We start from the raw sequence: 26,341 nt of genomic DNA, 5'->3' as shown, positions 1-26,341 counted from the left end.
GTCATCTCATGAGAAACTACTTTGTATTTGTGCTGCTTTGCCTCACGGCAACTACTTGGGCACAAAAGAAAAAGCCAGCTGCCAACGCTGATAAATTTGCCGGCGTGGAAGCAGAACTGCAACAGGTGTTGAAGGACTGGCATGCTGCAGGTTTTGCCGTAGCAGTAGTAGAAAAAAACAAAGTGGTTTTTTCAAAAGGCTTTGGTGTACGTGACCTCGACACGAAACAACCCGTTACACCCAATACCTTGTTTGCCATTGGCTCATGCACAAAGGCTTTCACATCAACGCTGGTAGGTCAATTGGTAGCCGATGGAAAATTTACCTACGATGAACCTGTACGCAACTACCTGCCAGAGTTGAAGTTTTTCAACAACGACATGAACAACAGCATTACCATGCGGGACATGATGAGCCATCGCACAGGTTTGCCCCGTCATGATTTGTCGTGGTACCTCAACCCCAGCGACAACCGCGATAGTTTGCTACAGCGCATTCAATTCATGGAACCCACTCATCGGCCAAAAGAAAAGTATCAATACAACAACTTCATGTTTTTTGCGCAGGGCTATGTGGTAGAAAAATTTAGTCGCCAGAGTTGGGAGAAAAACATGCTCGATAAAATTTTCAAACCACTTGGCATGACACGCAGTAACATGCCTTACAGTGCCGTAAAAGCCGACAGCAATCTGGCTTCGCCTTATAGTTATTCAACGGATAGTACGATTAAAAAAGTGCCTCACTACAATATTGGCGGCATGGGCCCTGCAGGCGCAGTGTACAGTTCTGTACTCGACATGAGCAAGTGGGTACAAGCCTGGATATATGGCGGCAAATACAACGGACAGACAGTTGTGCCCGCCGTTCATTTCAAAGAAGCTACCAGTGGCCAAATGACCACCGGCGCTGGCATTCCAGAGCAAGACGTTGCCTTTATGAGCGGTGGCGATTATGGCTTTGGCTGGACGCTCAGCAGCTATCGCGGCCACTATCAGGTGGAGCATGGCGGCGCCATTGATGGCTTTATTGCTACCACCGCTTTCTTTCCCAATGACAGCATTGGCATAGTGGTCTTGTCGAATCAGGACAGCCGCACAGTGCCTGCCATTGTACGTCGAATATTGACCGACCGTGCTTTGGGCTTATCTCCCATCGACTGGAACAAACGCAATCTCGATGCAGTGGCAAAAGCCAAAGCAACAAACGCAGCTGCTGGCGCCAATACCAAGCCGGTAACGGTGCGGAGTGCACAACGCATGAGCCATAAGCTGGCAACTTACGAGGGTTTGTACACACATCCCGCCTATGGCACGTATGACGTATTTGTGCAACACGACAGCCTTTGGTTGCGTACCAGCCGTAATACTTATTGGCTCAACAACTGGCATTACGATTTCTTTTATCCTGTTGAAATAATTGCAGGCGAGAAAATTGACACATCGGCTCAGGGCGGACAATCATTTCGCTTTAACACCAACATCAGCGGCGATATAGAATCGCTGCAGGCATTTGGTTTTGAAGCGCCGAATATCCAATTGGTATTTACCAAAGCTGCTAAAGCAAAAGCATTGAGCAAAGCCGATTTGGAACAATACACCGGCAGCTATCAGCTGGGCAATATGCTGGCCAAAGTGTACATCAAAAACGAGAACACATTGTATGTAGAAGTGCCCGGCCAGCCGCCATACGAACTGGCATTTACCGGGGAGCACAAGTTTGTGTTTAAAGCGGTGGCAGGTTTTGCCCTGCAATTTGAAGCCCCTGTAGCAGGCAAAGCACCTGCTGTTACTTTTTTACAACCTCATGGCAACTACAAAGCCAATCGTCAATAACCATTACAGATTTATGTTTATCACCGTTAGAAGAGCTACCAAAGAAGATTGCCCCCGCCTGATGGAGTTGGTGCGGGAATTGGCCCTGTACGAAAAAGCCCCACAGGAAGTGACTGTATCGCTGCAGCATTTTGAAGAAAGCGGTTTTGGCCCCAACCCGGTGTGGTGGGCTTTTTGCGCCGAAATAGACGGCGTGGTGCAAGGCTTTGCTTTGTATTACATCCGCTACAGTACCTGGAAGGGACAAGCCATGTACCTCGAAGATATTTTGGTAACGGAAAGCATGCGGGGCAAGGGTTTAGGCAAGTTGCTGTTTGATGCACTCATTGCCGAAGCCAAAGAAAAACAGTTCAAACGCATTGTATGGCAGGTGCTGGAATGGAACGAACCCGCCATTAACTTTTACAAAAAATACAATGCCAGCTTCGATGGCGAATGGGTGAATTGCAGTATTGATTTGTAATCATCCATTGAAACAAAACAAAAGCGCATCGAAAATTTTCGATGCGCTTTTTTATGACCATGCAGCAAGCTTAACTCAAGCCACTCACCGCTACTTCTTTGTTGATTTTTTGTACCAACCCTTGCAACACTTTGCCGGGGCCGCACTCTGTGAACTGACTGGCGCCATCAGCCACCATGGCCTGCACACACTGCGTCCACTTTACAGGGCCGGTGAGTTGAGCAATCAGGTTGGCTTTGATTTCTGCAGGATTGGTTACCGCTTTTGCTACTACATTTTGATACACGGGGCAAGAAGGTTCGTTGAATTGTGCTGCTTCAATAGCTGCAATCAATTCAGCTTCGGCGTGGCGCATCAAAGGGCTGTGAAAAGCACCACCGACAGGCAGAGGCAATGCCCGTTTTGCACCGGCAGCTTTCATTTGCTCACAAGCAATTTCAATGCCTTTGGTAGAACCACTAATCACCAACTGACCGGGGCAGTTGTAATTCGCTGCTACTACTACTTCATCAATACCGGCGCATATTTCTTCTACTTTGCTATCCTCCAAACCAAGAATGGCGGCCATGGTTCCGGGCTCTGCTTCGCAGGCATGCTGCATGGCAAAGGCACGGGCTTTTACCAACCGCAGGCCATCTTCAAAACTCAGGCAGCCATTGGCCACCAATGCCGTGAATTCGCCCAACGAGTGACCAGCCACCATGGCTGGTTGCTCGGTAGCCTGCATCTTAAAAGCTACATATGCATGCAAAAAAACAGCCGGCTGTGTTACTTTGGTTTGGCGCAGTTCTTCATCGGTACCGGCAAACATGATGTCGGAAATGCGAAAGCCGAGAATGTCGTTGGCCTGCTCAAACAATGCTTTGGCCGCTTCGCTGGTTTCATACAGTTGCTTGCCCATTCCGCTGAACTGGGCACCCTGACCGGGAAATACAAAGGCGTGTTTACTCATAAATAAAAGATGAGCCGCAAAGATGCTGAATATTCAAGTTTCACAACTGATTTCCATCCGCTATCTTGCCCGGATACAGCAAGAGCTTCTTGCATTAAAATGTTGCGTATGAAATTGATGTATCTGTTTTTCATGAGTGTTTGTTTCTCGGTTTCGGTTCATGCACAAAGCAGTTCATCCTCAGGCGCAGCTTCAATACAATTTTGGAAAAACCTGCAAAGCCTTTGTGGTAAAGCATTTGCGGGCACCGTCACTCAGGCACCTGCCAATGATACAAACTTTGCCAACAAGACATTGCTGATGCATGTGATACAATGCAGTAGCCATGAAATCCGCATTCCTTTTCATGTAGGTAACAACCGGTCACGTACATGGGTGCTTACACTGAAAGATTCTTTGATTGAATTGCGCCACGATCACCGGCATGAAGATGGCCATCCTGATAAAGTGACACAGTACGGCGGATTGGCTACCAGTACCGGTATGCCTACTGTACAATATTTTCCAGCCGATCAGTTTACTGTAAATCTATTGCCCAATGCTGCCGCTAACGTGTGGTGGATGGAATTGCAGATGAACCAATACTTCAGCTACAACCTGCGCCGCATAGGCAGCGACAGACAATACAGCATTCGTTTTGATTTATCAAAACCTGTGGCGCCGCCGCCAGCACCGTGGGGCTTTGAAGTCAAACACTAACTCAGCTTCGCACCAATCAACCGCAAAAATTCGCTGCGGGTTGGTTCTTTGGTAAAAGCACCGCTGAAAGCCGATGTAGTTGTAACGGAGTTCTGCTTGCTGACGCCCCGCATCATCATGCAAAAATGGCTGGCTTCAATCACCACCGCTACACCCATTGGGTTGAGTGCCTCATCTATCGATGCCAGGATTTGCGTTGTCAGTCTTTCCTGCACTTGCAGGCGGCGGGCAAACACATCTACCACACGGGCAATTTTGCTAAGGCCGGTAATGTAACCATTGGGTATGTATGCAACATGCGCTTTGCCCACAAAGGGCAGCATGTGGTGTTCGCAAAGGCTGTACAGTTCAATGTCTTTCACTATCACCATTTCACTCACATCTTCATTAAACTTGGCAGAGTTGAGAATGTCGATGGCATTTTGCTGATACCCTTGTGTAAGGTATTGCATGGCTTTAGCCACCCGCTCCGGTGTTTTTTCCAAACCTTCCCGCTGCACATCTTCGCCCAGCAATGCCAAGGTTTGGCGATAGGCCGCTGCAAGGTCTGCGGTCACTTGTTCATCATACTGTTCTGTTTTCTTGTACGCCATAACGCTCTTTTATTGCTGTAAATAAATCTCACCTTTCATGTACAACACCGCTTTGCCACCGAGTATCACTCTATCGCCACGATGTTCGCAAACCAACTCACCTCCCCTTGCCGAAATTTGCCGGCATACCAACTGTGTTTTTTGTAGCTGCTGGCTCCAGTATGGTACTACATTACAGTGAGCACTACCCGTTACCGGATCTTCATCTACACCGGCTTTGGGGTAAAAACAGCGGCTTACCGCATCGGCCTTGTAGCCCTTTGCTGTTACTATTACACCTGTGGTATCCAATTGTTTCAGCAAGGTCATGTCTGGCTTCACTTCCCGCACCGCATCTTCATTTTCCAACACTACAAAATAATCTCTCGACTTCAGTATTTCCACCACATTGCTTACGCCCAAAGCCTTGTACAACAAAGATGGAGCCACTACCGGCTCTGGCATACGGGCCGGAAAATCGAGTAGATACCAATCGTCCTGAATGGTTACTTCGAGATGGCCGGCTGTTTGTGTACTAAAGGTGATGTGTTGCTCACCTGTCTTCAACATTTTATCAATCACAAAAGCTGTGGCCACTGTTGCATGGCCGCACAAATCAATCTCAAGCGTAGGTGTAAACCAGCGGATATGATAATCGGCACCGCCATGGGCACCGGGATAGAGTGGCACAAAAAAAGCTGTTTCGGCCAGGTTGTTTTCCATGGCAATGCGTTGCATTACATCGTCGGGCAACCATTGCTTGAGTGGCACAATGGCCGCAGGATTGCCCTTAAACAATTCGTCGGTAAATGCATCGACCTGGTAAATGGTTAGGTTCATTTTTCTGTAGGCGTTGAGGATGGATGAATAGCGGGTAAAGAGAGGTTGAACCTCACGGCAACTACCCGAATCAAAACGATGGTAATAATACTCACTATTTCAGCAAGATGCTGCGATACATTCATTTGTGTAAGGCCATAATACAAAAGCCCTCCGGCAATGCAGGCAGAGGCATAAATTTCTTTGTGAAAAATGAGCGGTACCTGATTGAGCAACACATCTCTGATGACACCGCCAAAACAGGCACTGATGGTACCCATGGCAATACTCATGCCCGGCGAATAACCCGCAGACAATGCAATGCTCATACCGGCAATGGTAAACAAGCCAAGCCCGAGTGAATCAAAGAGAAATAAAGTGGTTGATAATTTTTGATGCAAGCCACGCACCAGCATGGTACCAATGCAAGCTACCAGTATCACCGCAATAATGAGTTCATTGCGCATCCAGTTTACAGGAAAGTTGCCCATCAGTACATCCCGAATGGTACCACCACCAATAGAGGTGACAAACGAAATGATAATGACACCAAATACATCGAGTTGTTTTTGCAATGCCATACGGGCACCGCTGATGGCGAAACTGGCTGTGCCCAGTACATCAATGAGCAAGAGAAAATTGATTTCGGGCATGTGGTGTTTGCTTGTTAATACAACAGCTGTGCAGCAAAGGCCACACAGCTGTTACAAAATACTGTTGCCAATACATTTATTCTGCCATCATCTCTTTTACCACACGTACTACATCTTCAGCATTGGGTTTGCTAAAGTAGTCGCCATCGCTGCCATACGCAGGACGATGTGCTTTTGCAGTGAGTGTACGAGGGGTTGCATCCAGCCACCTGTAGCCGCCCTGTACTTCCATTACATGGTTGTACATAAATGCAGCAGCGCCACCGGGCACATCTTCATCTACAAACAAAATGCGGTTTGTTTTTTTCAATGAAGCCACAATGTTGTGGTGAATATCAAAAGGCAGTAACGTTTGTACATCTATGATTTCTACATCTACACCCAACTGAGCCAACCGCTCAGCAGCATCTGCTACAATGCGCAGTGTAGAGCCGTAAGAAACAATGCTGATATCAGCACCTTCCCGCAATACTTCGGGCACACCCAGCGGCACACGCATGTCCATCAGGTTGGCAGGCAGTTGTTCTTTCAGCCGGTAGCCATTCAAACATTCAATCACCAATGCAGGATCAATGCTATCGAGCAAGGTATTGTACATGCCGGCTGCTTGTACCATGTTGCGGGGCACACATATGTGCATGCCACGCAGGCTGTTTATAATCATACCCATGGGGCTGCCGCTGTGCCAAATACCTTCCAGCCGATGGCCACGGGTACGCACAATGATGGGGCAACTCTGCTGGCCATTGGTACGGTATTGCAGGGTGGCTACATCGTCACTCAGTTGTTGCAAGCCATACAGCAAATAATCGAGGTATTGTATTTCGGCAATGGGACGCAAGCCACGCAGTGCCATGCCAATGCCCTGACCCATAATGGTAGCTTCACGAATGCCGGTATCAAATATGCGGCCGATGCCATGCTTTTGCTGCAAGCCCGCAAAGCCCTGATTTACGTCGCCAATATTGCCAAGGTCTTCACCAAAAGCAACTACCCGTTTGTTGTTGGTAAACAGCTCATCGAAATACCGGTTGAGTACTTCATAACCATTAATGGTAGGCGACTCTTCGTGATAATTCGGCGCTACTGCATTTACCTGGAGAGCACTGGCACTACCAGTAGCATACAAATGAGAATTGTAAAGACCTTCGTTGAGCTGCTGCAATCCTTCACGGTATTGCAACATTTGCTGCAATACATAACCGCTACTAAAGTCGATGCCGGTAGCTAACGCCTTCAGCACATTGCGGCGCATCGGCTCTTTGTTTTGCTGCAGTTCGTTGAGTGCTGCAGTTATTTTTTCGGTATCGCCAGCACCGGTATCGATAGCTTGCTGCAACAAGCTCAGCACTTGTGCGGCTTGTTCTTTTATGGGCACCAGATAATCGGCCCATGCTTTGTTTTTACTCTCTACAATGTGTTGCTTGATTTCAATTTCTATATCGTCGAGCTCCTCTTCTGTAGCCAGCTCGTTGGCGATAATCCACTCCTTAAATTTCTTATTGCAATCCCATTCCCGCTCCCACTCCAGCCGCTCGGCCGATTTGTAACGTTCGTGGCTGCCACTGGTGCTATGGCCTTGTGGTTGTGTTACCTCTTCTACATGAAACAGCACAGGAATGTGTTGCTCCCGGCAAATGGTAATGCCATGTTCAAAGGCTTCGCACATGCCGGCATAATCCCATGCTTTTACCTTGTAAATGTGCATGCCGTTGGTGCCGGTGGTTATTTCAAAACCTTTTAAGGCTTCAGAAATACTGCCCTTGGTTGTTTGAATGGATTTGGGTACGGAAATGCCATAGCCATCATCCCATACAAACAGGGCCAACGGAATTTGCTGTACACATGCCGCATTCACCGTTTCCCAAAAATGGCCTTCACTGGTGCTGGCATCGCCGATGGAGCAAAAGCACACTTCATTGCCTTGCTGGCTCAGGTGTTTCAGCTCTTGTAATTCAGGTAAATGACGGAAAGTTTTGGAAGCCAAAGCCAAGCCTACAGAGCGGGGCAATTGCCCGGCCGTAGGAGCCATATCGGTAGCTGTATTGTATTGTTCGGTAAGGTTGTACCACTCTCCATCAGCACTCACATTTTTGCTGGTAAAGTGGGCATTCATTTGGCGGCCGGCACTCCAGGGGTCGTGCTCGTTGGTAGGGTCGGCATAGAGCTGCGCAAAAAACTGCTGCACAGTTGCCTGCCCAAGGGCAAACATCCAGGTTTGGTCGCGGTAATAGCCGCTGCGCCAGTCGCCGGGTTTAAAAAACTTGGCGAGTGCCACCTGTGGCAATTCTTTGCCATCACCAAAAATGCCAAACTTGGCTTTTCCGGTGAGCACTTCGCGGCGGCCCATCAGGCTTACCTGCCTGCTGGTTACAGCCACCCGAAAATCTTTTAAAACCTCCTGCCGAAAACTTTCAAATGATAGGATTTCAGCATGTTGGGCTGCAGCAATCTGATTTTCCATGCCGCAAATGTAGCGCATCGGGCTGCATTGGCATAGCCGCCAGCCGCAGCTGTGGATAGTTTACCAAACCATGACAACAGGAATTTTAACAGGAACGGGCGGCGGCCATTCCACTCAATTGCAATAATTTAGCACCACGCTTAAAAACCGGACTTTATGAAGAAACAATTCCTCGCTTTTGTAGCCTGCCTGATGCTGGTAGCTACCACCACTTTTGCTCAGGAAAAAAGGAAAGCCTGTGGCTGAATGAAACCTCACACGACTTTGGCAAAATTGCCCAGGGCAAGCCCGTGTATACTTTTTTTGAACTGAAAGGTTTGGGCGACTCGCTGAAGCTGGAAATGGTACAAGCCGGTTGCGGTTGCACCACTCCCGAATTCAAGGCTGGTGCTTATGCGCCCGGCGAAACTGTAAAAATCAAGGTAGGCTTTAATGCTGCGGCCGCTGGTCGTTTCGACAAGCCCATTACCATTACCTACAATGGCGGTCAGCAAAAAGTAATTATGATTACCGGTACTGTAGAAGCTACTCCCGCCACGCCTGCTCCTGCCAATGGCGCTGTTGGCAAAATCAAACAATAATTGAGTTTTACCATATGGAAAAGCGCTGCTACCACAGCGCTTTTTTCATTCCCTCACGACCATGAAGATGAACAAAACACTCCGCTTTTCGGCCATTGCCCTGTTGCTTTGCCTCACGGGTTTGCTGTGGGCTCAGGCCAAGGTTGATGCCCTCATCCGCTTTGAAACCAGCAGCCACAATTTTGGTAAAATACCCAAGGAAAAGCCCGTGACCTACGAGTTCAGCTTTACCAACCCTGGCACCAAGCCCCTGATAATTGAAGACGCCACGGCCGAATGCGGCTGTACCAAGCCTGAGTTTCCGAAGCGGCCGGTAATGGCGGGTGGCAAGGGCACCATCACGGTTACGTACGATGCCAAAGAACCCGGCGCTTTTACCAAAAAAATTACGGTGAAGCTGGTAAACGTGGCAGAAACCAAGGTGCTGACCATCAGCGGGGTAGTGATAAAATAAAAGCCCGGCAGAAAATCAAACTTGTGTTTGGCAGAAAACTGTTTTTCCCCCTACATTTGCAACCCATTTGGCGAGGTAGTTCTCCCGATAGCTATCGGGATGGTTAGCACATCGGTTTCATAACCCGAAAGCCAAATGTAAAAATATGGCGAGGTAGCTCAGCTGGTTAGAGCATCGGATTCATAACCCGAAGGTCGGCAGTTCAAGTCTGCTCCTCGCTACTCTTCTAAAAGCGACACTGGTTGTCGCTTTTTTTGTGCCTGTACTTGGTACCTGACACCGCTCTCAATAACAAACGTAATGGTCGAGCTATCTCATTGCTAACCCCAGAACTGACAGTTCACGTCTACTTCGTAATCGTCAGCTGAAGTGCCATGTCATTGTTTCTTTTCCGCTCCTGCGCATTTGCTGAAAAAAATCTGCCGCTCCCCCTTTAGATTATTTTTCTGTACAGAATTCATATCAACACATCTTTTGACATATGCTCACTTATTTGCATTTATGCAATAAACCGTCACCAACTAAATGCACAATCCCCCAAAACTGAAACAAAAAGTTTTGTTAACAGATTGGCATTGATGTAAGCCACTTATTTTTTAAGAAAAAATATTATCAGCAGTTATCAACTCATTTAGATGCAGTAATGCATTAAGTAAAATTTTATACATAAATATCAACTCGTTTTAAAATTAAACATCGTCACATAAATGTGTAATGCGGGATGACTGTATCGTTCAATCAAACGGTACAGTCGTTCGTATTTTATTTAACCATTTAAAACAACATTATGAGAAAGGTGACAGCCTTGTTACTGGCATGTTTTTGCATGCTGGGAACATTGTATGCTCAGAGACAAGTGACGGGCAAGGTGACGGATGCAAAAGACGGGACTCCACTTGCCGGCGTGTCTGTGAAAGTGAAAGGAACAAATATTGGCACATCCACAGAAACCGATGGTACGTTTACCATTTCGGTGAGTAAGCCCAATGCAAAATTGGTATTCTCATTTGTAGGATACACCGAAAAAGAAGTGGATGCTGCAGGCAACACTGTAACAGTATCATTAAGCCAAAGCACATCCAATGATTTGGAAGAAGTAGTAGTGGTAGCTTACGGCTCAGAAAAGAAACAAGCTTCTACTGGTTCTGTATCAGTAGTAAAGTCTGACATGTTGAAAGAACGCCCTGTAACCTCTGTAGAAAAAGCATTGCAAGGTGCTGCTGCAGGTGTAACTGTACAAAGCGTTTCTGGTCAGCCTGGTGCAGCATCTACCGTACGCATTCGTGGTATTGGTAGCTTCACGGCTTCCAGCAATCCGCTGTACGTAATTGATGGGGTTGCAGTAACTACCGGTGACTTTACACAAGGTTCTACTACGGCCAACATTTTGTCTACCATCGACCCTCGTGACATCGAATCTATTTCAGTATTGAAAGACGCCTCTGCTGCATCACTGTACGGTTCACGTGCCGGTAATGGCGTTATCCTTATCAATACCAAGAAGGGTAAAACAGGCAAAACCAAAATCAATGTTTCTGCCAGCAATGGTTTCTCTTCATTGGCTGTGCAAAAGCATGATGTAATGTCTACTTCACAATACTTCAAGTATTGGTGGGATTATTACTACAACGGCCGCATCAGCGCTGGCGATGCACCATCTGTAGCAGCTACTGCAGCCAATGCCAGTACCATCAGCAACCTGGCTGTAAATCCGTACAACAACACCAACCCTTATGGTGCAGGCGGCGTATTGAATTCGGGCGTAAAACAACTCTACGACAACGACTGGCGTGATGCTGTTACCAGCATTGGCCGCACACAAGATTACAGCCTTAGCTTGTCGGGTGGTAATGAACGTACCACGTTCTACCTGTCTGGCAGCTACTTCAATCAAGAAGGCATTGTGGTAGGTTCAGATTTCAAACGTTATTCATTGAAATTGAACCTCGAAAACAAAGCCACCGATTACCTGAAAGTGGGTGTAAATACCAGCTTTGGTTTTACCGATCAAAACACACCTCCGGGTGCAGGCGGTGCTGCTAACCCCATTCGTTTTGCCGACATCGTTTCTAACGTGTACCCATTGTACCGCATAGATGCTGACGGCAATCCGCTGGTTGATGCTACTGGCAAAAAAATATACAACTACAACACACCGGTAGTATTTGATTACAACCCGGTTGGTTTGGCTGAAAACAATATTTACAGAGCTCAGTCGGCCCGTGCCTTGATTACCGGCTTTGCCGAATTAAGCATTATGCCTGGTTTGAAATTCAAATCCCTGGGTGGGTTTGATTTTGTAGACCTCGGCGAAACACAGCACTACAACTACACCAATGGTGATGGTCGTGGTGTACGTGGCCGTACCACAAAGTATGCACCAAGAGACATTCAGTTGACTATTACCAACACTTTGTCGTACGACAAAACTTTTGGCAACCATACGCTGAGTGCATTGGTGGGTCAGGAAGCGGTAAGAACCAAGTACGAAAACCTGATTGCAGGTGCTACTGGTTTCCCCGGACCTGGTTTTGTAGAACTGGATGCTGCTGCAACCCCCACTACCGCATCAAGTATCATTACAGAAAAGCGTTTGGCTTCATACCTCTCTCGTATCAACTATAGCTTCGACAACAAATATTTTGTGTCGGCCAGTTTCCGTCGTGATGGCTCTTCTGTATTTGGTATCGACAGCCGCTGGGGTAACTTCTGGTCTGTTGGTGGTGCATGGAGAATTTCTCAGGAAAACTTCATGGCTGGCATCGACTGGCTGAACGAATTGAAAGTACGTGGTAGCTATGGTGTGAGTGGTAACGACAACATTGGTCGCTATGCCCGCTTGGACCTGTACAGCACTGGTTACAACTATGGTGGTGGCAACGGTGCCATCAACGATCAGCTGGGCAACAGCCAGTTGCAGTGGGAAGGCAACAAAGTGACAGACATTGGCGTGGAGTTTACCATTTTCAAAAGAATCAAGGGTGAATTCAGCTATTTCAACCGCGGTTCAAACGCCATCTTGTTCAACAAGCCATTGTCGTTGCTCACCGGTTTCGAAAACATCACCACCAACCTGGCCGACATGAAAAACTATGGTTTTGAAGGTTTGGTTGAAATTGGTTTGATGCAGAAGAAAAACTTCGACTGGTCTGTATCGCTGAACATGACAACGTACAAAAACCAGATTCAGAAAATGTCTATCGATTCTATTTTGCAAGGTAGCCAGCGTTGGAAAGTAGGTTCAGACCGCTATCAGTTTTACCTGAGAGAATATGCTGGCGTAGATGTACAAACTGGTCAGCCGCTGTGGTACATTGATGGTGCCAATGGCAAAACAACCACCACCAACTGGAACAATGCTACCCGTTATGAAAATGGTTCTGCATTGCCCAAATTCTTTGGCGGTATCACTAACAAATTTCAGTTCTACAATTTCGACGCCTCAGTGTTTGTATTCTTTAGCGTAGGAGGCAAAATTTATGATGCCACACTGGCTTCAGAAATGGACGGTGGCAACGCACCCGGCAGCCAGTTGGCCAATCAAAGTTTTGCTGCATGGCAAAAACCCGGCGACGTTACAAACGTTCCCCGCTTTGTACCACGCAACACAGATTTGGGCAACAGTGCTTCTACCCGTTTCTTGTTCGACGGTACTTATGCCCGTGTAAAGAACATCAACATTGGCTACTCTCTGCCATCGAATGTGATTAAGCGTTTGAAAATTTCGAACGCCAGAATTTACCTCGCAGCAGAAAACATTCTCACACTCGCCAAGCACAAAGGCATGGACCCCGAAGTGGAAATCACCGGTATTCCCAACAACGATGTACCCAACATCAAAACCATTTCATTTGGTCTGAACCTTGGCCTCTAACATAAATAAAGAAGTAACTATGAAAAAGAAACTCCTATACGCAGTTGCACTCATTGTAGTAGGTCTGGGTGGCTGTAAAAAAGACTTTTTGGAAACCAAGCCGTATGATGCAGACGATGCTGCTGCTGCCTTTTCTACACCAGAAAAAGTAGCTGCTGCCATGAACGGTTTGTACGACATCATGACCCGCTCTGGTTTTACCAACCACGTACTGTTGACGACCGAAGTAAAAGGCCGCGACATGTTTGTGGTAAGCACCGGCAACTACGGTCGTTTTGTAAATGAATACCGCTTTTTGCAAAGCCCTACTGTTGGCTACGGTTTTCAGTTTTGGAGAGATGGTTTTGCCTTGCTGAACAACAGCAACCGTGCTATTGTAAACCTGCCCGATGCCCCCATTTCTGCAGCGTTGAAAACACAAAACATTGCTGAAGCAAGAGCCATTCGTGCATGGACCTATCATCAACTCATCCGCCTGTTTGCACAGCCTTACACGGTTGATTCAAACTCTGTAGGCCTGCCCAAAATTGAAGTTCCTCTTTCGCCCAACGATGTGGTACCACAACGTGCAGCTGTGAAAGAAATTTATGCTTTCATGCTGAGCGACCTGCAGTATGCAAAAGCAAACCTCACCCGCACCGGCGATGTATACAAGTTTACCAAAGAAGCCATTGATGGTATGCTGGCAAGAGTATACCTCGATATGGGCAACTGGAGCAAAGCCGCAGAACATGCCAAACTGGCCCGTGCCAGAAACCCGCTTGCTGCAGCCAGCACCTTGCTCGATGGTTTTGTAGATCCAACTTCTGAATGGATTTTTGGCTTGGATTACAGATCCGATGACAACACCGGCTATCTGCAACTGGCTTCTTTCCTGGAGCCTTATGATATCGGTTACAGCACGTTCAGAGCTACTCCTTCTTACTATGCATTGTTTGCCGACAATGACATTCGTAAAAAGCAGTTTTATGTAAACCTCGATCCGGTAAACTACAATCCTGGTGATGCATTGCAGCGTGACACTCCGTTGATTCGTAAAAACGGATACCTGATGAACAAGTTTTACTTCCGTGATGCATGGGATCTGGACATGCCGCTGATGCGTAGTGCAGAAATGTACCTGATAGAAGCAGAAGCTGAAGCAGAAATGAACCACGATGATCCGGCACAGGCGGCACTGTTTGAAGTACAAAAACGTGCCATCACTGGTGCAGTAAAATCTACCAATACCGGCGCTGCTTTGAAAAATGAAATCAGCGTTGAACGTCGGAAAGAACTACAGGGCGAAGGTTTTGCATTCTTCGATATCATCAGAAGAAAAGAAACCTTGACCCGTGTATCTCCCGAACATTGGTCGCCCATTACACTGGCACCTGGCGATTACCGCAACATCCTGCCTATTCCTCAGCAGGAAAGAGAAGCCAGCGGCATGCAGCAAAATGCAGGCTACCCACTGTAACCATTGCAGATTTACGCAATAAAAGAGAGCTCCCCGTTTCTTGCGGGGAGCTCTCTTTTGTAGGTATCGAATCGAAAGGTTTATTGCTTACCCGGATATACTTTCAGCGCTGCTTCCAGGCAATCCATGGCTTTGTCGATGGCTTCGAGATTGAGCACATACGCCAGCCGAACTTCTTGCTTACCCAAACCTGGAGTGCCATAAAAACCCGTAGCTGGCGCCAGCATCACTGTCTGTCCGTTATGCTCAAATGATTCCAACAACCACTGACAAAATTTGTCGCTGTCATCAATGGGCAATTTGGCCATGGCATAAAATGCACCACCCGGATTGGGGCAATACACGCCTTCCATGGCATTGAGGCGGCGCACCAGCAAATCGCGGCGGCGCTGGTATTCTTCTTTGGCACCGGTGAAATAATCGGCAGGTAAATCGATGGCTGCTTCGCCGGCAATTTGTGCAAAGGATGGCGGGCTCAGGCGGGCCTGTGCAAACTTCATCACTGCATCCAGTACAGCCTGGTTTTTAGTCACCAATGCACCCAGTCGGGCACCACAAGCACTGTAGCGTTTGCTGATGGTATCCATCACCACTAAATGATCGTCGGCTCCTTGCAAATGCATCACACTCATGAGTTCGCCGGTATAGCTAAACTCACGGTAGGCTTCATCGCTAAACAAATAGAGGTTGTGCTTGAGCACTATTTCTTTCAGGCTTTCCAGTTCAGCTTTGCTGTACAAATACCCCGTAGGATTGTTGGGGTTGCAAATCACAATCGCCTTGGTTTTTGGCGTAATCACTTTTTCGAAATCAGCAATGGGCGGCAGCGCAAATCCGTTTTCTATATGTGAGGTAACAGGCACCACATTTACTCCGGCAGCTACGGCAAAGCCATTGTAGTTGGCATAAAAAGGTTCTGGTATAATTACTTCGTCGCCCGGATCGAGGCAGGCCATGAAGCCAAAGAGAATGGCTTCGCTACCACCGGTGGTAATGATGATTTGCTGATGATTGACATGCACCCCGACACTTTCGTAGTAGCTCACCAATTTGCGGCGATAGCTTTCGTTACCAGCACTGTGGCTGTACTCTAATACTTTGAAGTCGCTGTGGCGTACCGCATCCAGCACGGCAGCAGGCGTTTCAATATCGGGCTGACCAATATTGAGGTGATACACTTTTGTTCCTCTTTTCTTGGCAGCTTCGGCATAGGGCACCAGCTTACGAATGGGACTGGCGGGCATTGCTTCGCCACGGTTACTTACTCGCAGGTTCATGATCAGGCAATTTTTGAGGGCACAAAAGTAAGTTGTAAAGCAGCTTGCTTTTTGCCTTTACCACAATACCCGCAGATTTTAGCATTGTCGAACGGTTGGCAATGTTTGCGAGGTATTCATCAATAAAAAACGCTGTGCAGTGAAAGCCATTCACCGCACAGCGTTCTATAAAAAAACTGCATGAGTCTATTTGAAAATTTCGGCCAGCTTTTGCTGCAGTTCTTCGCCCCGCAGGTTTTTGCCAATGATCTTGCCTTCCGGATCGAGCAGGAAGTTTTGCGGAATAGCCTGTATGCCGTACTGTACGGCTACTTCATTTTTCCAGTATTTCAAATCAGAAACCTGTGTCCACGTAAGGTTGTCATCATGAATGGCTTTCATCCATTTTTCTTTGGCATTGGGCTGGTCGAGTGATACGCCCAAAATATCAAAACCTTTGGCATGATACTTTTGATAGGCCGCCACAACATTCGGGTTTTCACGACGGCAAGGACCACACCAGCTGGCCCAAAAATCGATGAGTAAATATTTACCACGGAAAGAAGACAATGTTACCGGATTGCCGAGTGTATCATTCTGCGTAAAATCCATGGCAATAACACCGATGCCGGTTTTCTTCGCCTTGTCTATTTTTTCTGCCATGTCTTTACCACCCGAGCTATTGCGGGTTGCTTCGGGCAACAATAAAAAAATGGGCTCTACATCGGCAGCATTGATGTCGTATCCGGCGTAGCGGTTGAGTGCATACAACGCAATAGGCGACTGTGTATTCTCCGTAATGTACTTTTTGTAATTGGCATTCATTTGTGCTTCTAAGGCATCAAATTCTTTTTCTATTTGCTTCATGCCAGCTTCATCTTTTGCACGGCTGTATTCACCATATTTTTTGTTGAGCTCCGCAGCTTTGTCATCCAGCTCTTTGTTCATGGCTTTCAGCTTCAGATAAGCAGTATGCGCAGCAGAACCTTTTACAGTTGCGTTCGAAAAAGAATCGACACTGCTGATGCTGAGTTTGCCGGGTTGCAAGAAAATGCCATACCCATCTCTCCGCATGTTGTATGGTCGCAAACCGGTGCCGGCACTGTCTTTGATGCGTACCATCAGGTTGCCCAATATGGCTTCATTGAGTGTACCCTTAAACGTAAATGTTCCGTTTTTTACTTCGGTACTATCGCGGTGGCTTTCGCCATCGGCATAGTACGACAAGTACACTTTGCTTACCGGATCTTTTACCTTACTCACGTTGCCAGTGAGTGTGAAGGGTTGTTGTGCAGCTACTGCATTGCCCAGCAATACGGCTGCCAAAAAATAAAATGCTTTAGTCATGTGGTTGCTTTAGAGGTAACGAATATAAGCAAGCCCTGACAAGCTATTTAAGATTTCAACAAGTGATGCAACCGCTCCTGTACTTTGGCTACTGTTGGCAGCATAGCCGATTCAAGCTGTACATGAATGGGTACAGCTGGCGATCCAATGCACCCATTACCTGCACCGGCGCATCTAAGTATTGAAAACAATGCTGCTGAATACGTCCGGCCAAACTTTCTGCATAACTGTGTGCTTGTTGCTCTTCCGTCAGCACCAGGCATTTGCCATGTTTTTGCACTGCTGCATACATCATAGCTTCATCCAAAGGATACAAACTCCGCAGGTCAATGATTTCCACTTGCTGCGCAAACGCTTTTGCGGCGCCGATTGCCCAATGCACACCCATGCCATACGTAATCACACAGCAGGATTCACCTGCTGCAATAGCGGCTTCACTGGCGGCCTGCACTATGCGACCCTTGCCCAGCGGAATGATATAATCTGCATCTGGTTCCGGCGTTTTCGCGGCATCTGTACCGGGCACTTTGCTCCAGTACAATCCTTTGTGCTCCAGCATTACCACCGGATTCGGGTCGAAGAAAGCGGCTTTCATCAAGCCCTTCATATCTGCGGCATTGGAAGGATACACTACTTTGATGCCCTTGATGCTGAGCAAGGTGCTTTCGATACTGCCACTGTGGTACGGGCCACCACCACCATACGCCCCTGTAGGCACCCGTATTACTGCCGACACTGGAAACTTACCCATGCTGAGGTAGCAGCTTTTGCTGAGCTCCGTCACCAGCTGATTAAAACCGGGATAGATATAATCGGCAAACTGAATCTCTACAATTGGCTTTACGCCTACAGCACTCATGCCTGCTGTACTGCCAATAATGTACGCTTCCTGAATAGCGGTATTGAACACCCGGTTGTCGCCAAACTGATCGGCGAGTGTAGCGGCTTCGCGGAAAACACCACCCAGGCGGCGGCCCACATCTTGCCCGTACAACACCGCTTCAGGATGTTGCTGCATGATTTCCCGAATGGCAAACAACGCCGCATCTACCATGGGTATAGCAGCAGCGTTGGCGGGTTGTCGGTTGCCTTTTTCTTCCAGCACAGGCGTAGGCGCAAATACATGTTGCGTTACAGTAGCGGCATCGGGGTCGGGCGAAGCTTGAGCGGCCTCAAATGCTTCATCTACCCATTGCTGCGCCGCTTTCTCTATATCTTGTAATTGTGCTGGCGTCAAACCTTGGGCCAGCAAAGATGTCTTTAATTTTTGTACAGGATCTCTTTCTGCTTCCTGCTGCAATTCATTCTCGTTACGATAAAATTCTTTGCGTACCCCGCTGGTATGATGGCCAAGCAAAGGCACGTTGGCTTGCAGCAAAACAGGCCCTGCTCCACTGCGCAAATGTTGCAACACATCTGCTACTGTCGAATAACATTTCGCAAAATCGGTGCCATCAATTTCAATAGCCGTAAGCCCCGGAAAGCCTTGGGCATATTGTACGGCACTCATCACCCGGCTTTCGGTAGCCGTTGCACTAATACCCCAACCGTTATCCTGCACCAAATACAAAATGGGCAGCTTGTGCAGCACGGCCACCTGCAATGCTTCGGCTACTTCCCCTTCTGTCATGCTGGCATCGCCGAGAGAGCAAACCACCAAGCCAGGCTTGTTCAGCATTTGCAAACCATGTGCTGCACCTGTGGCAGGAATTACCTGCATGCCTGTGGCACTACTCTGGTGCATAATGCGGGGCTTATCGGCATCATTCAGGCTGGGATGGCTGTAGTAACTGCGGCCACCGCTAAACGGATCGTTGGCTTTGGCTAGCAATTGCCGCATCAGGTCGGCGGGCTCCATGCCAATGCCCAACAGTATGCTTTCATCGCGGTAATAGGGGCTTACCCAATCTTCGGGGCGAAGCTGAAAAGCCACGGCCAGTTGAATGGCTTGGTGGCCCAGGCTGGTGCTGTGCACATATTTACAAACACTGCGGTTTTCCTCGTACTTGTTTGCCATGCATACGCTGGCATACATTAGCCGGTAGGCCTTGTGCAACAATTGCTGTTCAATCATAAAATAGGCAAGCTGCTTTTAAAAGCAGGGCAAAAGTAGGGATGACCACAATTGTCGAAGACATAAAAAACTTGTACCAACTGGCTAGCAACAACAGTAAAAAAATGTTCGTAGTAAATCAATAACCAATGGCTATACAATTCCAGGTGATGCTGTAATTCACTGGATTTTCGCTGTTGTTGATTAGCCTTGCTTTGCAAGAGGTAACACCGCTGGTGGTACTACAACCATATAGCTGTAGTTGCACCATGTACAATTGGCCAACTGTGCCACCAGTTACATCAATATCGCCTACAAATACCCTTGGCACTCCGGAGAAGCCTCCATTAAAAGCGATGCTTCCTTCTGCCGAGATGGCGTGACCTGCCAGTACAGCGTTGAAGGTAGCGGTGGTAAACTGATAGATGCGGAGATTGGTGCCACTGTTAGCATTGAATGCAACACCCTTTCCTGCGTTCACAGTTAATGAGCCTTCAATGCTGGTATTATTGCCAATGGCCAGTGCATTATTGGGATTTAAAATACCGTTGATGCGAACGTCACTTTGAAAGCGGGCTGGTCCACTCCCCACATCGAGCAGGTAATTGCTGTTGGGCACAGTACCCAGGCCCAAACCGTAGGCCATGTGATTATAACCATACAGGTTTTGAAAAGCATAATCGGGAGCAGATGTGCCAATACCCAAATAACCAGCAATGTAAGCGGAGCCATTTACATGTAGTGTTTGCAGCGGATTGATAGTACCAATACCTACCTGTCCCGTACTGTCAATGGTCATGCGGCGGGCGTTGTTGGTAAAAAAATCCGATTCCGTTTCTACCCGAAGAGCCAGCCAAAAAGCTACGAACAATACCCACCCTTTTGTCGCTCCCGAAAAACAGTGAGCCATTATCCAAAAATCCCTGATTGCTATTCGACTGGTCTATCATGACACTACTGTCTACAGCCAATCTGGCTAGTGGAGCATTGGTACCAATGCCTACATTTTGTGCCACACCAAAAGAGGAAATGCAACAGAGAAAAAACACATTGATTGTTTTCATGAGCAAATGATTGATGTCCTAATGTATCATCAATAATTGGCGTTTACAATCTTTAGGGAAATCCTTTTGCCTGCCACACATACCTTTTACCAACAAATGCTACGTACCCAAACGCTTATTTAATTTCTACTTCCAGCAACTTGCGGTCTTCCAAAAATCCTTCGAAGCGATCGGCCACCACGCATTCGCCCACACCAGCCGGGGTGCCGGTAAAAATGAGGTCGCCAATGTTGAGGGTAAAATATTCGCTTACATGGGCTATGATTTGGTGGATGGGATACAGCATCAAATTACTGAATCCTTCCTGCACCTGCTCGCCATTGCGAAAGAAAGTAAAATGGATGTTGTTGGGATCGTGCAGGCTTTCCCACGGCACAAATTCGCCAATGGCAGCCGACTGATCAAAAGCTTTTGCTTTTTCCCAGGGCAGGCCTTTTTTCTTGAGTTTGTCCTGCACATCACGGGCAGTAAAATCAATGCCCAGCGTTACTTCTTCAAAGTAATGATGCGCCTGTGAGGGGTGAATAAACTTGCCGTTTTTACAAATCCGCACCACTATTTCGCATTCGTAGTGGAGCTCGTTGGTAAAAGCCGGATAATAAAACGGATTGCCCGGTGTGAGCAATGCGTTTTTGGGTTTCATAAAAATGACCGGCTCATCGGGTACAGCATTGCCCAATTCTTGGGCATGTGCTACGTAGTTGCGGCCTATGCAAATGATTTTCATACGCGGAGGGATTTTAAAAAACCGGTTAGTAAGGGGTTCGTTTTAAAAAATCGCCTGTTGCCAGGATAGGTTTACAGCCTCTGTAAATATACTACAGCCATTGGCACCGCATAGTTGAGTTTACCCACAATCATTTAAAAGTCAGGTTATTATACTTGTTCATAGCGGGTTGTATGCCTTCGAGAATGAAGCTGGTAATCACCGATACACAGGTATCAATTTTTTGCTCTACCAAGCGGCTGCTCATCAGGCTTCCATTTTCCCAATACAAAATCTACCTGCCGGCCTTTGGGAAAATTGTTGCCGATACCAAACCGCAGCTTCGGAAACTCATTGGTACCGGTGTAATCCTGAATGCTTTTGAGTCCGTTGTGGCCGGCATCGCTGCCCGAGGGGCGGAGGCGTATTTTTTCCAAGGGCAGGGCCAGTTCATCCACAATCGTCAGCGAATGTTCGAGGGCTATCTTCTCTTTGTCGAGCCAATATTTCATGGCCTTGCCACTCAGGTTCATATAGGTAGTGGGCTTTATCACGGTTATGGCCCGGCCTTTTATTTTAAACTGGCTTACTTCGGCAAGCCGGTCTATATGCCAGCCGCCATCGTGTTGTTTTACAAAAGCGTCTGCTACGTCAAAACCAATGTTGTGGCGGGTTTGCGCATACTCGGCGCCAATATTGCCCAGGCCAACAATGAGATAACTGTTCATACGACTGCGAAATTACGGTTGTGCCTTGGCTTGCAGGGCAATGGCCCGCTGTGGCGGCAAAAAGGGATATTCTTTTTACATAAAAAAACTCCCCACTGCCAGCGCAGCGGGGAGCCATAAGAAAATCATCCGGTGAAGGATTACTTCTTCTTCTTTTCATCTTTTGCAGCTGCTGCTTCTTCCTGCTTCAACTGACGGGTCATTACGATAGAAGCCATAGGAATACGAGGAGAGTTCATCACTTCCATGTTTTCCAGTTTCACGTCTTCTACACGAATGTTGCTGTTCAGTTCGAGGTTGGTCACATCTACTTCGATAGCTGATTTCAAAAACTTAGGCAGGGTTTTCACCTTCAGCGTTTTCATTTTTGTAATCAGTCGGCCACCGGCTTTTACACCAGCAGCACTACCTACATACTTTACAGGCAGGTTGGCTACTACGGCTTTGTCGTCTACCAGTTCCAACAGGTCAATGTGTGTCAGCTTGTCGTACACTTTGTCGAACTGCAAATCTTTCATGATGCAGGTGTAAGACTTACCGTCCAAATTTACTTTTGCCAACTGGAATTCTGATGTGTACACGAGAGCTTTAAAAGCTGAAGCCGGAGCAACGAAGTTAACTTCTTGCGCACCCCCGTAAATTACACCAGGCACCAGGTCCTGAGAGCGGTATTGGCGGGTGGCTTTTTTGCCAATGTCGGTCCTCAGTTGTCCTTCGATTGTAATTGTTTTCATGTTTAAAAAAATTGAGGCGCAAAAGTAGGGGAAAAAGCCCGCTACACCAGCAAAAAAATCAGGCGCCCTGCTTGTATCCATTGGCTTTGCGGCAAATTGCTGGTATTTATAGCGCCTCCGGCAAATGAATACACTGATTGTCAGGCGTATTCATCAACTTTGTCGTCCGCCCAAAGGAGCATTGGCCCACTCATTTACCAACCTGAAAGCCTTCTTTTTTGGACGAATGTAAACCGGCGTTGGGCAGGTTTTAGCGGTTTGGCAACGAACTGCACCGCAACAAACGCCTATTTTCCGGCCCGGAATTTGTCGCCACATGGAAAAACCTAACATCTTGATATCATTACATCGACTGAGCATTACCTGTTTGTTGGCCAGCTTGCTGCTTGTGAGCAAGGGCATTCAGGCGCAATCTTCGCCCGACAAACCTGTGATTTCGGTATTGCTACCGCTGCAGCTCGACTCACTCTACAGCCTCGATAAATACAAGTTTGGCAACAGCATTCCCAAGTCGGCCCTGCCCTACCTCGAGTTTTACAATGGTGTGCTGCTGGCTGCGGATAGCCTCAATAAAGAGAATGTTGCTGTGCATTTTGAAGTGGTAGATACAAGGCGCTTTGCCAGCCTAGGAACTACGCTGCACAGCCCCACTGTAAAGCAATCGAAACTGCTGATAGCTGTGGCACAAAACAGCAACGACCTGAAGCAGATGGCAGCCTTTGCCAAAAGCCTGCACATTCCGATGGTGTCAGCCACTTTCCCCAACGATGGCGGAGTGAAACAAACACCCGAAATGTATGTGGTAAACAGCACCATGAAAACGCATTGCGAAGGCATTTACAAATACCTGCAGCGAAATCATAGTAGCGACAATCTGGTTTTCATTACCCGCAAGGGTACTGTAGAATCTTATTTGAAAAACTGGATTGAAGAAGCGGCTTCAGCTCCGGGCAGCCATAAACTGCGCTGGAAAATGATTACGCTGTCCGACTCTTTTCAGGTGGCACAGCTGCGTAGCCTGCTCGATAGCAACCGCAACAACACGCTGATTGCGGGCAGCATGGAAGCAGCTTTCGGTCAGCGATTGGTGAAACAACTAAGCAGCCTGCAGCCGAAATACAAAAGCCTGGTGGTAGGCATGCCCAACTGGGATGATATTGATTTCCGTAAGCCTGAGTTTAAGGGTGTAGAAATTACCTTCAGTACGCCATTCATTTCTTCATCTGGCAACCTCGATGTGTACACTAGCCTGAGCAAAGCCTACGCACGAAAACAAAACAGCAAGCCCAGCGATATGGCGGTAAAAGGTTTTGAATTGACGTATCGATTTACCAAAACAATATTGGCCTATCCTGCATACGAAGATTTTGCAGATCATGCCAACGACAGGACTTACAAGATATTCTGCGACTTTGATTTTGTGCCTGTTACCGAGCCGGGCAATGCTGATCGAAAATCCATTATTTCGAAAACAAAAAACTCTACTTCATCCGTAAACAAGATGGGGTATTGAAAGGCGTTTACTAACTGTGCGTTGTATCAATAATCAAAAGAGGTCGCTGGCAAAACCAGCGACCTCTTTTGATATCAGTTGTATAGCGTGATTGTATTAACGCAACCTGTCGGCGCTGGCAATCAGCTTTTCATCTTTGCGAATACCTGCGTACGCCAGCACCAGCAAAACAATGCTAACGATGGGTAATATGGCTCCTACTTTGTACACACTGGATGTAAAATTGGGATTGGCCTGTGTAAAGTCTCCCACTTCCATCCAGATAAGCCCGATGAAAACAAGATTGAGCAACAGGCTTAACCAGATGAGTTTTTTCTGGTTGCTTCTGTTTTTGAACAGTGCAATGGCAATGGCCGGAAACAGCACCAATACTGCTGCTACTATAAACAGGAGATAGTTTTGACCCACCAATAAATCTTTGGCTTCGCCGCCTGCCAATACACCACCGTATACCGGGAGTTTAAAAAGCAGTGCCGTGGCAGCTGCCGCCAGCAATAACCAGAGTGATTGAATACGTTGTATCATGTGTTGAGTTTGTTCGTCAAAAGATTCAATTACATATTAAGCTTAAAGCAAAAAGCTAAAGGCTGAAGGCTACAGTGAAATTAGGAATTGGTTATTAGGAATTAGGATTTTGGATACCCGCCTTATTCATTACCTGCTTAACCCAGCTCCTTATTCACTAATTAACTAATCACCTAATTAACCATTCAACTAACCACTACCCCAACTCCGGATACAGCGGAAACTGCTGCATGAAGGCTGCCACTTCACTCTTCACCGCTGCAATTACGTTGGCATCGTCGGCATTCATCAGCACATTGTCAATCACGTTGGCAATAAACTGCATGTCGGCTTCCTTCATGCCACGGGTAGTAACCGCTGGCACACCAATGCGGATACCGCTGGTTACAAACGGGCTCTTATCATCAAACGGCACACTGTTTTTGTTGAGGGTGATATGTGCCAGGTCTAATGTTTCCTGTGCTTTTTTACCAGTAATGTTTTTGTTGCGCAGGTCTATCAGCATCAGGTGGTTGTCGGTACCATTGCTGATGAGTTGATAATCTTTTTCTACAAAGCATTTGGCCAATGCCTGCGCATTGAGCTGTACTTGTTTTTGATAGGCAGTAAACTCGTCGGTCAGTATTTCGCCGAAGGCTACAGCTTTGGCCGCAATGACATGCTCCAGCGGGCCGCCCTGTGTACCGGGGAACACCGCCAAATCGAGCATGGCACTCATGGAGCGGATGTTTCCTTTCGGATCTTTTACACCCAGCGGGTTATCAAAATCGTGGCGCAGCATGATGACACCACCACGAGGTCCACGTAAGGTTTTGTGCGTAGTGCTGGTTACAATATGGCAATGCTCAAACGGATCGTTCAAAAAGCCTTTGGCTACCAAACCAGCAGGGTGGCTGATATCCGCCAAAATGATAGCGCCAATTTCATCAGCTACTTTACGTACACGGGCATAGTCCCAGTCGCGGCTGTACGCACTGGCACCCACAATAATCATTTTGGGCTTTTCGCTCAGCGCTTTTTCTTCCAGCATTTCGTAATCGATGAGGCCGGTATCTTTTTTTACACCGTAAAAATGAGCTTCGTAGGTTTTGCCACTAAAGTTGGCGGGGCTGCCATGGGTGAGGTGGCCGCCCATGCTCAGGTCGAGGCCCAGAATTTTATCGCCGGGCTTGAGGCAGGCCAGAAAAACGGCCGCATTGGCCTGGGCACCACTGTGCGGCTGCACGTTGGCCCAGCTGGCTTTAAACACCTGCTTGATGCGTTCGATGGCCAGTGTTTCAATTTCGTCCACCACTTCGCAACCACCGTAGTAACGCTTGCCGGGATAACCTTCGGCGTACTTATTGGTAGCTACACTACCCATGGCCTGCATTACAGGCAGGCTGGTAAAGTTTTCGCTGGCAATGAGCTCAATGCCGGTGCGCTGACGATGTAATTCTTTTTGGAGGAGTTGAAATATTGGATCGGCGGACATGATTGATGTGATTTTGCCGCAAATATAGGCGCATCACTTGGGAGCCCTGTGCCGAAAGCCTGTGGGGTGAAAAGATTGTGCAAGAATATACGCCATCGTGTGCAAAGAACCCCTGGATA

At 47.5% G+C, this 26,341-nt stretch carries 22 protein-coding genes and 1 tRNA gene; 9 read left to right on the top strand and 14 right to left on the bottom strand.

Features of this window, described 5'->3' with window-relative positions:
• Nucleotides 1–8 precede the first annotated feature (8 nt).
• Complete coding sequence (locus tag GLV81_RS04245) at nucleotides 9–1,832, top strand: serine hydrolase (protein WP_157477165.1); 1,824 nt, start codon at nucleotides 9–11, stop codon at nucleotides 1,830–1,832.
• Nucleotides 1,804–2,295 (top strand): GNAT family N-acetyltransferase, encoded by a 492-nt coding sequence (locus GLV81_RS04240; RefSeq protein WP_246186243.1) that lies wholly within the window; start codon nucleotides 1,804–1,806, stop codon nucleotides 2,293–2,295. The genes GLV81_RS04245 and GLV81_RS04240 overlap by 29 nt, the downstream gene beginning before the upstream one ends.
• 70 nt (nucleotides 2,296–2,365) lie before the next feature.
• Here the strand turns inward: GLV81_RS04240 and fabD are convergent, their stop codons facing one another.
• Complete coding sequence (gene fabD, locus GLV81_RS04235; RefSeq protein WP_157477159.1) at nucleotides 2,366–3,247, bottom strand: ACP S-malonyltransferase; 882 nt, start codon at nucleotides 3,245–3,247, stop codon at nucleotides 2,366–2,368.
• A gap of 108 nt (nucleotides 3,248–3,355) precedes the next feature.
• Here fabD and GLV81_RS04230 point away from each other — a divergent pair, with 108 nt between their 5' ends.
• Nucleotides 3,356–3,946 carry a hypothetical protein gene (locus GLV81_RS04230; protein ID WP_157477156.1) on the top strand — a complete coding sequence of 197 codons (591 nt, stop codon included), beginning with the start codon at nucleotides 3,356–3,358 and terminating at the stop codon, nucleotides 3,944–3,946.
• On the opposite strand, the gene folE is transcribed toward GLV81_RS04230, so the two are convergent.
• The 4 genes from folE to GLV81_RS04210 form a co-directional block, all read right to left on the bottom strand.
• Nucleotides 3,943–4,539: a GTP cyclohydrolase I FolE gene (folE, locus tag GLV81_RS04225; protein WP_157477154.1), complete on the bottom strand. Its 597-nt coding sequence runs from the start codon at nucleotides 4,537–4,539 to the stop codon at nucleotides 3,943–3,945. The two genes, GLV81_RS04230 and folE, sit on opposite strands and share 4 nt — an antisense overlap.
• Before the next feature lie 9 nt (nucleotides 4,540–4,548).
• Complete coding sequence (locus GLV81_RS04220; RefSeq protein WP_157477152.1) at nucleotides 4,549–5,358, bottom strand: PhzF family phenazine biosynthesis protein; 810 nt, start codon at nucleotides 5,356–5,358, stop codon at nucleotides 4,549–4,551.
• On the bottom strand, nucleotides 5,355–5,990 hold the full coding sequence (locus GLV81_RS04215) for a trimeric intracellular cation channel family protein (RefSeq protein ID WP_157477150.1): 636 nt from the start codon (nucleotides 5,988–5,990) through the stop codon (nucleotides 5,355–5,357). The genes GLV81_RS04220 and GLV81_RS04215 overlap by 4 nt, the downstream gene beginning before the upstream one ends.
• Before the next feature lie 76 nt (nucleotides 5,991–6,066).
• On the bottom strand, nucleotides 6,067–8,454 hold the full coding sequence (locus tag GLV81_RS04210; protein ID WP_157477148.1) for an alpha-ketoacid dehydrogenase subunit alpha/beta: 2,388 nt from the start codon (nucleotides 8,452–8,454) through the stop codon (nucleotides 6,067–6,069).
• A 290-nt stretch (nucleotides 8,455–8,744) separates the two neighbouring features.
• Between GLV81_RS04210 and GLV81_RS19950 the strand changes: the two genes are divergently transcribed.
• The 5 genes from GLV81_RS19950 to GLV81_RS04185 all read left to right on the top strand — a co-directional run bounded on the left by GLV81_RS19950 (nucleotide 8,745) and on the right by GLV81_RS04185 (nucleotide 14,822).
• Nucleotides 8,745–9,035, top strand: a complete 291-nt coding sequence (locus tag GLV81_RS19950; protein ID WP_246186242.1) for a DUF1573 domain-containing protein — start codon at nucleotides 8,745–8,747, stop codon at nucleotides 9,033–9,035.
• Nucleotides 9,036–9,096: 61 nt separating this feature from the next.
• The gene (locus tag GLV81_RS04200) at nucleotides 9,097–9,489 is read left to right on the top strand and encodes a DUF1573 domain-containing protein (protein ID WP_157477144.1); all 393 of its coding nucleotides are present in this window, start codon (nucleotides 9,097–9,099) and stop codon (nucleotides 9,487–9,489) included.
• A gap of 147 nt (nucleotides 9,490–9,636) precedes the next feature.
• Nucleotides 9,637–9,710: transfer RNA gene (locus GLV81_RS04195), tRNA-Met, on the top strand.
• A 566-nt stretch (nucleotides 9,711–10,276) separates the two neighbouring features.
• Nucleotides 10,277–13,363, top strand: a complete 3,087-nt coding sequence (locus GLV81_RS04190; protein ID WP_157477142.1) for a SusC/RagA family TonB-linked outer membrane protein — start codon at nucleotides 10,277–10,279, stop codon at nucleotides 13,361–13,363.
• Between the two features lie 19 nt (nucleotides 13,364–13,382).
• A complete protein-coding gene (locus tag GLV81_RS04185; RefSeq protein ID WP_157477141.1) occupies nucleotides 13,383–14,822 on the top strand; it encodes a RagB/SusD family nutrient uptake outer membrane protein in 1,440 nt (479 codons plus the stop codon).
• Nucleotides 14,823–14,902: 80 nt separating this feature from the next.
• Here the strand turns inward: GLV81_RS04185 and GLV81_RS04180 are convergent, their stop codons facing one another.
• The 7 genes from GLV81_RS04180 to GLV81_RS04145 all read right to left on the bottom strand — a co-directional run bounded on the left by GLV81_RS04180 (nucleotide 14,903) and on the right by GLV81_RS04145 (nucleotide 22,710).
• Nucleotides 14,903–16,099, bottom strand: a complete 1,197-nt coding sequence (locus GLV81_RS04180; protein ID WP_157477140.1) for a pyridoxal phosphate-dependent aminotransferase — start codon at nucleotides 16,097–16,099, stop codon at nucleotides 14,903–14,905.
• 186 nt (nucleotides 16,100–16,285) lie between these two features.
• Nucleotides 16,286–17,425 (bottom strand): TlpA disulfide reductase family protein, encoded by a 1,140-nt coding sequence (locus GLV81_RS04175; protein ID WP_157477138.1) that lies wholly within the window; start codon nucleotides 17,423–17,425, stop codon nucleotides 16,286–16,288.
• 88 nt (nucleotides 17,426–17,513) lie between these two features.
• A complete protein-coding gene (locus GLV81_RS04170) occupies nucleotides 17,514–19,499 on the bottom strand; it encodes an alpha-ketoacid dehydrogenase subunit alpha/beta (RefSeq protein ID WP_246186241.1) in 1,986 nt (661 codons plus the stop codon).
• Nucleotides 19,500–19,617: 118 nt separating this feature from the next.
• A complete protein-coding gene (locus tag GLV81_RS04165) occupies nucleotides 19,618–20,349 on the bottom strand; it encodes a hypothetical protein (protein ID WP_197428921.1) in 732 nt (243 codons plus the stop codon).
• A gap of 308 nt (nucleotides 20,350–20,657) precedes the next feature.
• On the bottom strand, nucleotides 20,658–21,269 hold the full coding sequence (locus tag GLV81_RS04155) for a fumarylacetoacetate hydrolase family protein (protein ID WP_157477132.1): 612 nt from the start codon (nucleotides 21,267–21,269) through the stop codon (nucleotides 20,658–20,660).
• A 215-nt stretch (nucleotides 21,270–21,484) separates the two neighbouring features.
• Nucleotides 21,485–21,976: an aminoacyl-tRNA hydrolase gene (gene pth, locus GLV81_RS04150; RefSeq protein ID WP_246186240.1), complete on the bottom strand. Its 492-nt coding sequence runs from the start codon at nucleotides 21,974–21,976 to the stop codon at nucleotides 21,485–21,487.
• Nucleotides 21,977–22,116: 140 nt separating this feature from the next.
• Nucleotides 22,117–22,710 (bottom strand): 50S ribosomal protein L25, encoded by a 594-nt coding sequence (locus GLV81_RS04145; RefSeq protein ID WP_157477130.1) that lies wholly within the window; start codon nucleotides 22,708–22,710, stop codon nucleotides 22,117–22,119.
• A gap of 334 nt (nucleotides 22,711–23,044) precedes the next feature.
• Here GLV81_RS04145 and GLV81_RS04140 point away from each other — a divergent pair, with 334 nt between their 5' ends.
• The gene (locus GLV81_RS04140; protein ID WP_157477128.1) at nucleotides 23,045–24,223 is read left to right on the top strand and encodes an ABC transporter substrate-binding protein; all 1,179 of its coding nucleotides are present in this window, start codon (nucleotides 23,045–23,047) and stop codon (nucleotides 24,221–24,223) included.
• 96 nt (nucleotides 24,224–24,319) lie between these two features.
• Here GLV81_RS04140 and GLV81_RS04135 read toward each other — a convergent pair whose 3' ends face one another.
• Complete coding sequence (locus GLV81_RS04135) at nucleotides 24,320–24,748, bottom strand: DUF4293 domain-containing protein (protein WP_157477126.1); 429 nt, start codon at nucleotides 24,746–24,748, stop codon at nucleotides 24,320–24,322.
• Between the two features lie 196 nt (nucleotides 24,749–24,944).
• Nucleotides 24,945–26,222 (bottom strand): serine hydroxymethyltransferase, encoded by a 1,278-nt coding sequence (locus GLV81_RS04130; protein WP_157477124.1) that lies wholly within the window; start codon nucleotides 26,220–26,222, stop codon nucleotides 24,945–24,947.
• Nucleotides 26,223–26,341: the final 119 nt, after the last annotated feature.

The sequence above is a fragment of the Phnomibacter ginsenosidimutans genome, assembly GCF_009740285.1.
Taxonomy (GTDB): domain Bacteria; phylum Bacteroidota; class Bacteroidia; order Chitinophagales; family Chitinophagaceae; genus Phnomibacter; species Phnomibacter ginsenosidimutans.
The sequence above is the reverse complement of the archived record's forward strand: the minus strand, read 5'-3'. Positions and strand labels throughout refer to the sequence as shown.

Coding starts and splice junctions, on each gene's coding strand:
- GLV81_RS04245 (WP_157477165.1), top strand. CDS start 9: ATGAGAAACTACTTTGTATTTGTGCTGCTTTGCCTCACGGCAACTACT.
- GLV81_RS04240 (WP_246186243.1), top strand. CDS start 1,804: ATGGCAACTACAAAGCCAATCGTCAATAACCATTACAGATTTATGTTT.
- fabD (WP_157477159.1), bottom strand. CDS start 3,247: ATGAGTAAACACGCCTTTGTATTTCCCGGTCAGGGTGCCCAGTTCAGC.
- GLV81_RS04230 (WP_157477156.1), top strand. CDS start 3,356: ATGAAATTGATGTATCTGTTTTTCATGAGTGTTTGTTTCTCGGTTTCG.
- folE (WP_157477154.1), bottom strand. CDS start 4,539: ATGGCGTACAAGAAAACAGAACAGTATGATGAACAAGTGACCGCAGAC.
- GLV81_RS04220 (WP_157477152.1), bottom strand. CDS start 5,358: ATGAACCTAACCATTTACCAGGTCGATGCATTTACCGACGAATTGTTT.
- GLV81_RS04215 (WP_157477150.1), bottom strand. CDS start 5,990: ATGCCCGAAATCAATTTTCTCTTGCTCATTGATGTACTGGGCACAGCC.
- GLV81_RS04210 (WP_157477148.1), bottom strand. CDS start 8,454: ATGGAAAATCAGATTGCTGCAGCCCAACATGCTGAAATCCTATCATTT.
- GLV81_RS04200 (WP_157477144.1), top strand. CDS start 9,097: ATGAAGATGAACAAAACACTCCGCTTTTCGGCCATTGCCCTGTTGCTT.
- GLV81_RS04190 (WP_157477142.1), top strand. CDS start 10,277: ATGAGAAAGGTGACAGCCTTGTTACTGGCATGTTTTTGCATGCTGGGA.
- GLV81_RS04185 (WP_157477141.1), top strand. CDS start 13,383: ATGAAAAAGAAACTCCTATACGCAGTTGCACTCATTGTAGTAGGTCTG.
- GLV81_RS04180 (WP_157477140.1), bottom strand. CDS start 16,099: ATGAACCTGCGAGTAAGTAACCGTGGCGAAGCAATGCCCGCCAGTCCC.
- GLV81_RS04175 (WP_157477138.1), bottom strand. CDS start 17,425: ATGACTAAAGCATTTTATTTTTTGGCAGCCGTATTGCTGGGCAATGCA.
- GLV81_RS04170 (WP_246186241.1), bottom strand. CDS start 19,499: ATGATTGAACAGCAATTGTTGCACAAGGCCTACCGGCTAATGTATGCC.
- GLV81_RS04155 (WP_157477132.1), bottom strand. CDS start 21,269: ATGAAAATCATTTGCATAGGCCGCAACTACGTAGCACATGCCCAAGAA.
- pth (WP_246186240.1), bottom strand. CDS start 21,976: ATGAACAGTTATCTCATTGTTGGCCTGGGCAATATTGGCGCCGAGTAT.
- GLV81_RS04145 (WP_157477130.1), bottom strand. CDS start 22,710: ATGAAAACAATTACAATCGAAGGACAACTGAGGACCGACATTGGCAAA.
- GLV81_RS04135 (WP_157477126.1), bottom strand. CDS start 24,748: ATGATACAACGTATTCAATCACTCTGGTTATTGCTGGCGGCAGCTGCC.
- GLV81_RS04130 (WP_157477124.1), bottom strand. CDS start 26,222: ATGTCCGCCGATCCAATATTTCAACTCCTCCAAAAAGAATTACATCGT.